The following is a 10,099-nucleotide window of genomic DNA, read 5'->3' on the forward strand; positions in this document are numbered from 1 at the left end:
ATAAATTGTCGCCGGCTTTAACCGTGTAGAGTTTTTCTGGACTTGGCTGCGGTTCTGGATTAGGCTCTGGATTGGGTTCTGGGTCGGGATCTGGTACCGGATCTGCCTCTCCTTGACCAGAATCAGGAATGATTAAAATATCCCCTATTTGGATAAAATCAGAATCTAAGCCGTTAATCTCCTTAAGATCTTGCAAACTTATTCCAAACCTAAGGGCAATTTGATAAAGATTATCCCCCGCTTGCACTTCATAAGTTGTTTGACTTGATCTGGAAGTTGTTACTTCATCCTGTGATTGATTGGCATACACTAGGTCATAATCCGAAGGACCTATGGCTAAAAAACTTACAAGTGCAATACTCGCTAAACTCATTGAAACATATGTCTTTTTCATTTTCCACAACTCCTTCTATAATTTTCAATTTTATTTCCCTACACTTCAATTTTAACGGAAACAATTTGTAATGTAAACGTAATAAACAAAAATTCAATAATTATTCAAAATTGTAATGAAATAAGCGTTTTTCTTAATGAACAAATAACAATTATTACAAATAAATTACATTAAATCGTTTTATTATCAAAATAAATAAAAATCATAAGTCAACTTTTATCATAAATATAAGACAAATTATTGGTAGATTTTAATTTTATATGATCAATAAATTGGTAAAGCTTTCCTATAAGTCAGTCTAATACCCTCCACTAATTTTTAAAGAATATTCATAATTAATCCTAAATTTATAAAATATGCCAGACGAGTCATTTCAGTTAGATTTTCAAACATAAAAAATAAGCCTCGAAAAGACTCTAAACTAGTCTTTATCGAAGCGTAATTTATGGTGTTTTCACAAAAATTATTTAAACAATACCTTTTCTATGCTTTTTCCCTTATACAAGTTATCTACTAACTTATCCAAATACCGAACATTTTGCACTAAAGGATCTTGAATTTTTTGAACTTTCACCCCACAGATTGACCCTGTAATCAAACTCCGATTAGGATTCATTTGAGGAGCTTGGTCAAAAAAGCTTTCCAATGTTAATTCTGGGTTAATCTTCATGGCAGCAATCTCTGCAGGACTATAACCCGTTAACCATTGAATGACTTGGTCTAATTCAGCCTGGCTCCGATTTTTGCGAGCTAACTTAGCTACATACAAGGGATATACTGTCGCAAAAGTCAACTGGGCCATTTTATCATCTTGGTTCATAAACTTCTCCTAATCTACCGGGACTTGCCAGTGAGGGTCATGGTGGGCTTGAAAACACAGTTGGATTTGCGCTGCCGTAGTCTTACCCACTGATAAGTTAGGCAACTTATCTAAAGCAAAATATTGGGCATCAATAGTTTCACTATTTGCTTGAAATTGACCGCCTAAGGACCGACACTCAAAGAAAACTTTTTCGATATTGTGCATGGTTTTGACGGGATTATTTTTGGCATGGTCTTGAATAGCAATTAAGCGCAGGACTTCAATTTCAAGACCAGCCTCTTCATGAGCTTCTTTAATCATGTTGGATACCAGGGTTTGATCCACATCAACCCAACCACCCGGCAAGGACCAGCGTTCGTCTTTTTCTTGAACTAATAAAATTTGGTCTTGGTCATTAAAAATAGCGGCTCGACAATCCAATTTAGGGGTCTGATAGCCCGTTTCATTCGCAAAAACCGCCACCAATTGATCGCTAGGATAGTCACTCTGGCTAGCTAGCATAAGGCTTGCAATCTGCCGAATTTCTTCAAACCGTTCCTGGTCATAAACATCCTTGGTGTAGTGTAAACCTGCTTGGGCCAAGGCTTGTAGACGAATAGCCCATTCAGATAATTGATTACGTTCCATTGAGAAGCCTCCTAGAAATTATCCCGTAAATCACGTAGCGCCTTAAAAGTGTCCACTGATGAAGCCCGCATAAAAGGATTACAATTTAGTTCAATGGCAATCGTGGAAGGTAAGGATGGAAATCCTGCTTGGATGCGGCGGTCCACTTGTTGACTTAAGGCTTTGACATTGGCTTGGAACTCCTCATCATCTAGGTTGACGGTTTGGGCAAAAGCAAGATTCGTTTGGGTATATTCATGACCGGCAAAAACTTGCACGCCCCCTTCCATGGCCGCAAATAATTGGAGGGTCTCAAATTCCGCATGGTAGTCCCCAGTAAAAACTCGACCACACCCAGCCATAAACAAGGAATCCCCACAGAAGAGGTTTTTGTCATCAATTAAATAGGAAATATGACCAGAGGTATGACCGGCCGTCAAGTAGACAGCAAGCTTATGATTTTTGAGGGTGATAGTGTCCATAGGTGCTACTTGAACGCTATTAAAATCAGCCGTTTCTTGAGGACCATAAACTGGCAGGTCCGGAATTTGCGCAAGGATTTCCCTAACCCCACCCGTGTGATCATCGTGATTATGGGTCAAAAGAATAGCATCAAGTCTTATATTTTGATCTTGGATATAATCAAGGACAGGTTGAGCCTCACCGGGATCAACAATAAAATTAAGGTCAGGACTTTGATAGACCCAAATATAGTTATCAGATAAGGCTGGAATTGGATGAACTGGCATAAAAATCTTCCTTTCTTCTTATGTGGACTGACATCTTAAAAACGGAGCTTAACATTATTGGTTATGGTCATAAGTCCAAGCGGCAATTTGGGTCAATAAGTGACGGGGGACCAGCTGGTCATAAGGAATTTTAATCGTACCTTTGGACAAAGCATAGTCTTGGAACTGGTCTTTAAAATATTCGATGGCAGCAGCAGCCGGATAGATACCGATATGTTTACTTTGGGCAGCAAAGTGAATCAAATTCTTCCGGTCCCGGTAGGTTGGCATTTGATAAGCTAAAGTAGTCGTAAATTGTGGTAAGCCTGCCTCAATCGCTTGGCGCACTTGCTCTAGCGCTTCCTGATGTTCCGGCTTTTGGTCGGCTATATATTTGTTAATTAAATCCATGGCGCCCCTCCTCATCTGTATTATTATACCATCTAAAATTTTTTATTAAAAAAATTCGTTTAAAAAGACTTTACTTTTTAGAACTTTATATATAATTATCCACAATATTATCATACTAACTCATCCTTGGCCGCCATGCAATTCAAGGTTATGCTAGCTCTAAGGTTATCGAAACTCTTGGCTTAGATCCTAATCGCTATGTGCCAGGTATGGCCATTGCCATCGGTAAAGAAGATATGGAAAAACGTGGCGAAGCCATTCGTTCGTCCGCTACCCTGTTTCCAATGTTCTTTCTTTCATGTAGCCCATCTTATTTATATGCAGCGTCTGGTCTTTAGCTAGACGCTTTTTTGTATTTAATATAGAAAGGGAGCGGGCAAGAAGTAGAAAATCTACGATTTTCGCTTGCTGGAGCACTCGGAGCAAAGCGACATAGTGATCCAGTAGCTGAGTGAACAAGTGAGCTCAGCTGCCTTGATTCCCCGCCCATCGCACTCTTGACTAGGATAGAACAAGTCGTTTTGCGACGCAGTTTCCATCCAGTCAACCACAGCTCAAAAACATCTAGTATTTAGTGAAAAGCACAAGACTGTTTTTTCCCAAGACCCCTTTAATGTGTTGATAGGGGTGGATTGGCTTGGGCGAATCCAGGGTCCTTATTAACTGTAGTATAAATCTTTCCACTTTTTGAAAACTTGAATCTTTTTTGGATAAATCATTCTACTTGCTCTAAACTCGAATCTTTTGCAGCAAATTCATGCCACTTTGTAAAATTCGAATCTTTTGCAGCCAAATCATTCTACTTTTTCTCAACTCGAATCATCATTCAAAAATCACTCCACCGCCAACCACAATTGCATTTGGTAGTCCATGGCGGTACGGTCGCCGGCCGGATACACTTCCACACTCCACTTGTAATCCTCAGCTATACCTTCTTGGGGACAAACTTCATCAAAGAAGTAGCCATAAGCCATAGCTAAGCTAAATCCGGCGGGCCCTTCTAAATCAATGACCACATATTTGCTGGCAGGCACCACTTTAGCTTCCGCTTGGTCTACCGCAACGACTTGACCCAGCTGATAAATCACCGCACCATATTCTTTAATCTCATAAGTATAGCCATAAGTAAGACCGGCCTCGGGATTTTCCTCCAAATAGTCCTGCCACAAACCCAAATAATCAGTCTGGGCATTTGCGGGATAAAAAGGCCCGCTCACAGCAAAACTTTCTTTTTCTTCAATATGATAATCCATCTTTGTCCCCCTCAATCAAATTAGCTAGCCCGTAAGTCCGTAACTGGTCCATACTTTTCAAAGTTTGGGGTGGGTTAGCCAGGGGCGCTAATTCTTTATACATCCATAAAATATCAAACCATTGGCCAAACTTATAACCGATTTTGGGAAAATGGCAGATATATTGGTAACCCAAGGCTTCATGGAATTTAGGGCTGGCCCCAGTCACATAAGCTTCTTGCTCGTCGGCACCAGTGATACAGGCATAGGCGGTTAAGACCCCTTGAACCCGCAATAATTTCTCCAAGGCTTCATACAAAAATCGGCCTTTGCCCTGGTCCCTAGCATTCATGTCCATATAAATTGATAGTTCCACCACCCAGTCATAGGCTGCCCGGGTCCGGTAACGAGAAGCATAAGCATAGCCTAAAATCTGACCTTCTTCTTCCAAAACTAGATAAGGATAGTGCTTAAGGGTCGCTGCAATCCGGCCCTCAAAATCAGCCACCGTTGGAATCTCGGTTTCAAAGGTAATGGCAGTATTTTCAACATAAGGTTTATAAATCGCTAGGATAGCAGCCGCATCGGTGACTTGGGCATAACGAATCATGATTGAGCTCCTTCTATTTGACTAGGCAACTGATTCCAAACAAAAAACATCTGGGCGATTTCTTGAGTCGATTCTTTGCAACCCTTGCGGATCCAGTGCAAGATAATCCCAATATTGGAATTAATAAAAACCTCGCGGGCATACTCAGGGTTAAGTGCGGGACGATGGTTCAAGGCTTGTTCTAGCTCCGGCACCCGGTCAATCAATTCTAGTAGAAAAGACCGCAAAATATTAGAGATATAATCCGGGCGGGACAAAATTAATGATTGGACAAAATCAAAATCAGCTACGACTAAGTCTAAAACTGCTACCACCGATGGTAGCCATTTCTCTTTGGCTTGGCCAATCGGTAACTTGGACATAATTTCCTGTAAGATATCGGCAATAATTTTATCAATCATATCCAGTTTATCCAGATAATGTAAATAGAAAGTGCTCCGGTTGATGTCAGCCGTCCGCGTAATATCGGAAATAGTGATGGCTTCAAAATCCTTTTCTTGGAGCAATTTAACCAAAGCTGCCTTTATATCACCCTTGGTCGAGGTTTGTCTTGCTTGGGTCATGGGTTTTCCTCCTTAAATCAACAGATTGTTGATAATTGTCGCTTGTAATTTTCTCCAGTTTATTATAAAGTACTAGCAGACAAAAATCAACACGTTGTCTATTTAGTTAATTTTAAGCAGGGTCACCATGGTGACCACTTAATAATATTTGACGACGTTAAAGAAAAGGAGTTCAAGAAATTATGGCTTATATAGAAATGAAACACAGCTACAAACGCTATCAATCAGGCGAATCTGAAATCATCGCCAATAATGATATTTCATTTGAAATTGAACAAGGAGAACTTGTCATCATCTTAGGCGCTTCAGGGGCTGGCAAGTCAACCGTCCTAAATATCTTAGGTGGGATGGATTCCAATGATGAGGGTGACGTCATTATTGACGGCAAAAATATTGCCCAATTTAACAATAAGGAACTCACCTACTACCGGCGCGACGATGTCGGCTTTGTCTTCCAATTTTATAACTTGGTGCCAAACCTAACCGCCAAAGAAAACGTGGAATTGGCTTCTGAAATTGTTAAAGATGCCCAAGATGCCACTCAAGCTCTTGAATCTGTGGGTCTTGGTCACCGACTCAATAATTTCCCGGCCCAACTATCTGGGGGCGAACAACAACGGGTTTCCATTGCCCGGGCCATCGCCAAGAAACCTAAGCTTTTATTATGTGATGAGCCTACCGGTGCCCTAGACTACCAAACGGGTAAACAAGTCTTACAAATCCTACAAACCATGTCCCGTCAGGATAATGCAACCGTCATAATCGTAACCCATAATTCAGCCTTAGCACCCATCGCTGATCGGGTCATCCGCATGCATGATGCCAAAATCAAATCGGTTGAACTCAACCCTCATCCCCAAGACATCGCCAGTCTAGAATACTAGGAAGGAGGTTATGGTGAACAAAAAACAACTTAATAAAGAAATCTTCCGATCTCTTAAGGGCTCCCTAGGCCGTTTTTTCTCTATTCTTTTCTTAATGGCTCTGGGTGCCTTTGCCCTGGTTGGCTTAAAGGTGTCTGGTCCCGATATCGACCATTCAGCCTCCAGCTACTATGACAAATACCATACTTTTGATTTGGCAGTCATGTCCGATTACGGCCTAGATCAAAGTGACCAAGATAAATTAAACCAGCTCAAAGACCAAGCCAAGGTAGAGTTTGCTTACTTTGCTGATGTGGTCATTAAAGACACACCTAAATCCATGCGGGTTTTCTCAAACACTAAAGATATTTCCCAATTTGAATTGGTCCAAGGCGACTTTCCTAGCGCAAGTGATGAGATTGCCTTAGGATCAAGCTGGCAAGACCAATACAAGCTGGGGGACCAAATCGAATTAGAGGAAAACCAAAGCGGTCTAAACCTAGACTTGTCGATTGATCAGGACGAAGATGAAGCAGACAAAGAATCGGAAGCTAAAGACCAAGTCCTCAAAAAACATCGCTTCACCATTACCGGCTTCGTCAATTCTTCTGAAATTATTTCAACCGGAGCCATGGGATCTTCTAATTCCGGATCCGGGACTTTAGCCGGCTATGCCGTGGTAACTCCAGAAACTTTTGATATGGATGTCTACACTATTGCTCGCATTGCTTATAATGACCTCCGTGACCTAGAAGCTTACTCCGATGACTACACTGACCGCTTAGCCCAACATCAAACTGACCTAGACAAATTAATCGAAGGCTCAGGTCAAGCGCGCTTAGCAGATATTAAGGCCGATGCTCAGGAAAAAATCGATGACGGCCAGGCCGATATTGATCAAGCTAAAGAAGATATAAAAGAAGCCGAGCAAAAATTTAAAGATGGTCAAAAAGAAATCAACGACAACCAAAAGAAACTCGATGACGGTCAAAAAGAAATTGCCGACAAGGACCAAGAAATCCAAAGTGCTAGCCAGAAATTAGAAGATGGCCGCAGTCAGTTAGCTGCGTCTAAAAGTCAACTTGATGCCGCTGCCGACCAAATCAATCAAGGCTATGCCCAATTAGAACCAGAAAAGACTAAACTCGATGAGGTCGCCGCTCAATTAGCCGGTCCGCAAGCACAGTTAGATCAAGCCAAAGCTGATTTAGATTCTAGTAAGTCACAATTAGACCAAGCCCAAGCTCAGATTGATGAAGGCCAGGCTCAGTTGGATGCCTTAGCAAACCAACTTCAAGAGCAAGGGATTGACCCAGCGACTTCGCCAGATTATCAAGCTGGCCAAACTAATCTAGACTCTCAAAAACAAACATTGGCAGCTGGTCAAGCCCAATATGAAGCTGGATTAGCCCAATACCAAGAACAAAAAGCTTTATTTGACCAAGAAAGTGCCCCTTATCAAGAGGGCTTGGCCCAATACCAAGCCGCCAAGGCCAAGTTAGATGCCAGCTTAGCTGAATATAATTCAGGTTTAGCCAAGTATAACCAAGGTTTAGCTGACTTCCAAAGTCAAGAAGCTAAATTCAAAGAAGGTCAAGCTAAATTGCAAGCAGCTAAGGATGAGCTGGCTACAAACCAAAAGAAATTAGATGATGCCAAAGATGAATTGGCTGAAAATAAAGCGACTTTTGCTGACGAAAAAGCCAAAGCTAATAAGGATATCAAGAATGCCGAAGACGACTTAGCCCAAGCACGTGATAATATTGAGGATTTGGCCGAACCCGCTTATACCTCTTATACCCGCAGGACCCTGCCTGGTTCCGATGGCTATGTCAAAGTTTACACCGCTTCGCATGGGATTTCCCAAGTGGGTAATCTATTTCCAGTTGTCCTCTACCTGGTTGCTGCTTTAGTTACAGTCACGACCATGACCCGGTTTGTTACCGAAGAAAGAACCAATGCCGGTGTGCTTAAAGCCTTAGGCTACCAAAACAAGGATGTTTATAAGAAATTTACCGTTTATGGTTTTACCGCTGGTATGCTAGGAACCCTTATTGGGGTCTTTGCCGGGATGTATTTACTCCCTTATCTTTTGGACAAAACCTTAATGGCAGACACCACCCTGCCCGCTTTATCCATGCCTTTCCACTGGCCAATTACCTTATTTGCTCTAGTCTGCACGATTCTAGTATCAGTTTTACCACCCCTATATATTGCCCACAAGGAGCTGAAAGAAACTGCTTCACAATTACTATTACCTAAACCACCTTCTAAAGGCTCAAAAATCCTCTTAGAAAAAATTCCATTTATTTGGAACCGGCTCTCCTTCACCCATAAGGTAACGGCCCGTAACCTCTTCCGCTATAAACAAAGAGGCTTGATGACGATTTTTGGGGTGGCGGGATCAGTCGCACTCCTCTTCTCAGGCCTTGGTATGCAGTCCTCCCTCTCCACCATGGGTCAACGGCAATTTGGCGATATTATTAAATACGATGCCATTGTCGCCCTACAAGATGATATTAATGAATCTGACCAAGCTGATTTAGACCAAGCCTTAGCTTCAGATACCATCAAGCAAAAAGAGGCTATTTATACCGAAAACTTCAGCAAGGAAATTAAAGAGGTTGAAGACAAGCAAAGCATCACTTTGATGGCCATCGATAATGATTCCTTCGCCCCATATATTCACTTGGCTAACCGCAAGGATGCGACAGACACCGCCTTGAAAGTGACCGATGACGGTGCCATCATTAATGAAAAATTAGCCAAGCTCATGAAATTAAAAGTTGGCGATAAATTTACTATTGAAGATAATTTAAATAATTCTTATGAAATTAAGATTGCCGGTATTAGCGAGATGTACGCCGGTCACTTCATTTACATGAATAAAGGCTACTATGAAAAGGTCTTCGGAAAAGATTTTGCCCAAAATGCCTACCTCATGACTTTTAACGATTCTTCTGCTGATAATGTCCAAGAAGAAACAGCAGATTTCATGCGCTTAGATGCAGTCAAAGCTGTGGTACAAAACACCTCGGGCATCGCTCTAGTGAATTCAATTGTAAATTCCTTGAATACTGTTATGAATGTCTTAACCATTGCTGCCTCCTTGTTGGCCATTGTTATCCTTTATAACTTAACCAACATTAATGTCAGCGAACGGATTCGCGAACTGTCCACCATCAAGGTTTTGGGCTTCCTCAACCAGGAAGTCACCCTATATATTTACCGCGAAACGATAGTACTTTCCTTAATCGGGATTGCGGTCGGTATGCTGGGTGGGAAGGTCCTCCACCGGATTATTTTGGAAACCGTAGCGCCTGACAACATGATGTTCAGTCAACACGTTTCGACCTTTATCCATTTGTTTCCAGTGGTCTTGATCATACTAATACTGATTGCCTTAGCATTCATGGTCAACCATATCTTAAAACGGGTGGATATGTTAGAAGCTTTGAAATCAGTAGATTAATGCTCTATTAGAAATCCCCGGGTGACTTGCCCCGGGGCTTCTGCTTATTTAAGAATATGAAAACACTTCTAGCCTTAGATTATAGTGACCCCAAAAAGTTGGACCAGAGAGATGAGTACATATTTTATGTACTTGTCTCTCTTATTTTTTGTTTTCTAAGCAGCTTGAAGTGAATGGCGATAAGCAATTGGGCTCATCCAGTTTAATTTTTCTTTGATTCGTTCTGCATTATAGTACTGTATATATTTAATAATCGCAGTTTCTAATTCTCTGTAACTATGATAAATCTTATCGTAATACATTTCTTGCTTCATCACACTGAAGAAGTTTTCCATGGGTGCATTATCGTAACAGTTTCCTTTCCGTGACATACTTTGAAAGATTTGATTTTCTTTAA

At 41.3% G+C, this 10,099-nt stretch carries 12 protein-coding genes; 3 read left to right on the forward strand and 9 right to left on the reverse strand.

Going from position 1 to position 10,099, the window contains the following annotated elements:
* The 5 genes from G396_RS10600 to G396_RS0108235 form a co-directional block, all read right to left on the reverse strand.
* A partial coding sequence (locus G396_RS10600) for a LysM peptidoglycan-binding domain-containing protein (protein ID WP_034907907.1) occupies positions 1 to 394 on the reverse strand: 394 nt, incomplete at its 3' end.
* Positions 395 to 857: 463 nt separating this feature from the next.
* Positions 858 to 1,214, reverse strand: coding sequence for a DUF2200 domain-containing protein (locus G396_RS0108220; RefSeq protein ID WP_006418232.1), 357 nt, complete (start codon positions 1,212 to 1,214; stop codon positions 858 to 860).
* A 9-nt stretch (positions 1,215 to 1,223) separates the two neighbouring features.
* Positions 1,224 to 1,844, reverse strand: coding sequence for an NUDIX hydrolase N-terminal domain-containing protein (locus G396_RS0108225; RefSeq protein ID WP_006418311.1), 621 nt, complete (start codon positions 1,842 to 1,844; stop codon positions 1,224 to 1,226).
* An 11-nt stretch (positions 1,845 to 1,855) separates the two neighbouring features.
* A complete protein-coding gene (gene gloB, locus G396_RS0108230; protein WP_006418221.1) occupies positions 1,856 to 2,572 on the reverse strand; it encodes a hydroxyacylglutathione hydrolase in 717 nt (238 codons plus the stop codon).
* Positions 2,573 to 2,626: 54 nt separating this feature from the next.
* On the reverse strand, positions 2,627 to 2,962 hold the full coding sequence (locus tag G396_RS0108235) for an iron chaperone (RefSeq protein ID WP_248623925.1): 336 nt from the start codon (positions 2,960 to 2,962) through the stop codon (positions 2,627 to 2,629).
* A 209-nt stretch (positions 2,963 to 3,171) separates the two neighbouring features.
* On the opposite strand from G396_RS0108235, the gene G396_RS11980 reads away from it, so the two are divergent.
* Positions 3,172 to 3,300, forward strand: a complete 129-nt coding sequence (locus G396_RS11980; RefSeq protein ID WP_006418367.1) for a hypothetical protein — start codon at positions 3,172 to 3,174, stop codon at positions 3,298 to 3,300.
* 495 nt (positions 3,301 to 3,795) lie between these two features.
* Here the strand turns inward: G396_RS11980 and G396_RS0108240 are convergent, their stop codons facing one another.
* The 3 genes from G396_RS0108240 to G396_RS0108250 are packed head-to-tail and all read right to left on the reverse strand — an operon-like array spanning position 3,796 to position 5,367.
* Positions 3,796 to 4,215 carry a GyrI-like domain-containing protein gene (locus G396_RS0108240; protein ID WP_006418174.1) on the reverse strand — a complete coding sequence of 140 codons (420 nt, stop codon included), beginning with the start codon at positions 4,213 to 4,215 and terminating at the stop codon, positions 3,796 to 3,798.
* Positions 4,199 to 4,807: a GNAT family N-acetyltransferase gene (locus G396_RS0108245; protein WP_248623926.1), complete on the reverse strand. Its 609-nt coding sequence runs from the start codon at positions 4,805 to 4,807 to the stop codon at positions 4,199 to 4,201. Before G396_RS0108245 ends, G396_RS0108240 begins: the two co-directional genes overlap by 17 nt.
* Entirely contained in the window at positions 4,801 to 5,367 is a 567-nt protein-coding gene (locus G396_RS0108250; RefSeq protein WP_028125674.1) for a TetR/AcrR family transcriptional regulator, read from the reverse strand. The genes G396_RS0108245 and G396_RS0108250 overlap by 7 nt, the downstream gene beginning before the upstream one ends.
* A 182-nt stretch (positions 5,368 to 5,549) precedes the next feature.
* Here G396_RS0108250 and G396_RS0108255 point away from each other — a divergent pair, with 182 nt between their 5' ends.
* Together G396_RS0108255 and G396_RS0108260 are read left to right on the forward strand one after the other, a co-directional pair.
* The gene (locus G396_RS0108255) at positions 5,550 to 6,251 is read left to right on the forward strand and encodes an ABC transporter ATP-binding protein (protein WP_006418404.1); all 702 of its coding nucleotides are present in this window, start codon (positions 5,550 to 5,552) and stop codon (positions 6,249 to 6,251) included.
* Between the two features lie 10 nt (positions 6,252 to 6,261).
* Complete coding sequence (locus G396_RS0108260) at positions 6,262 to 9,702, forward strand: FtsX-like permease family protein (RefSeq protein WP_282705437.1); 3,441 nt, start codon at positions 6,262 to 6,264, stop codon at positions 9,700 to 9,702.
* Between the two features lie 155 nt (positions 9,703 to 9,857).
* On the opposite strand, the gene G396_RS10605 is transcribed toward G396_RS0108260, so the two are convergent.
* On the reverse strand, positions 9,858 to 10,099 hold a 242-nt coding region (locus G396_RS10605; protein ID WP_034907635.1), incomplete at its 5' end, for an IS3 family transposase.

Origin of the sequence: Eremococcus coleocola DSM 15696, assembly GCF_000428865.1 — a bacterium.
In the GTDB taxonomy this organism is placed as follows: domain Bacteria; phylum Bacillota; class Bacilli; order Lactobacillales; family Aerococcaceae; genus Eremococcus; species Eremococcus coleocola.

Bases quoted from the DNA above. Each gene is read 5' to 3' on its own strand.
- G396_RS0108220 (WP_006418232.1), bottom strand. From the start codon at position 1,214: ATGAACCAAGATGATAAAATGGCCCAGTTGACTTTTGCGACAGTATAT.
- G396_RS0108225 (WP_006418311.1), bottom strand. From the start codon at position 1,844: ATGGAACGTAATCAATTATCTGAATGGGCTATTCGTCTACAAGCCTTG.
- gloB (WP_006418221.1), bottom strand. From the start codon at position 2,572: ATGCCAGTTCATCCAATTCCAGCCTTATCTGATAACTATATTTGGGTC.
- G396_RS0108235 (WP_248623925.1), bottom strand. From the start codon at position 2,962: ATGGATTTAATTAACAAATATATAGCCGACCAAAAGCCGGAACATCAG.
- G396_RS11980 (WP_006418367.1), top strand. From the start codon at position 3,172: ATGGCCATTGCCATCGGTAAAGAAGATATGGAAAAACGTGGCGAAGCC.
- G396_RS0108240 (WP_006418174.1), bottom strand. From the start codon at position 4,215: ATGGATTATCATATTGAAGAAAAAGAAAGTTTTGCTGTGAGCGGGCCT.
- G396_RS0108250 (WP_028125674.1), bottom strand. From the start codon at position 5,367: ATGACCCAAGCAAGACAAACCTCGACCAAGGGTGATATAAAGGCAGCT.
- G396_RS0108255 (WP_006418404.1), top strand. From the start codon at position 5,550: ATGGCTTATATAGAAATGAAACACAGCTACAAACGCTATCAATCAGGC.
- G396_RS0108260 (WP_282705437.1), top strand. From the start codon at position 6,262: ATGGTGAACAAAAAACAACTTAATAAAGAAATCTTCCGATCTCTTAAG.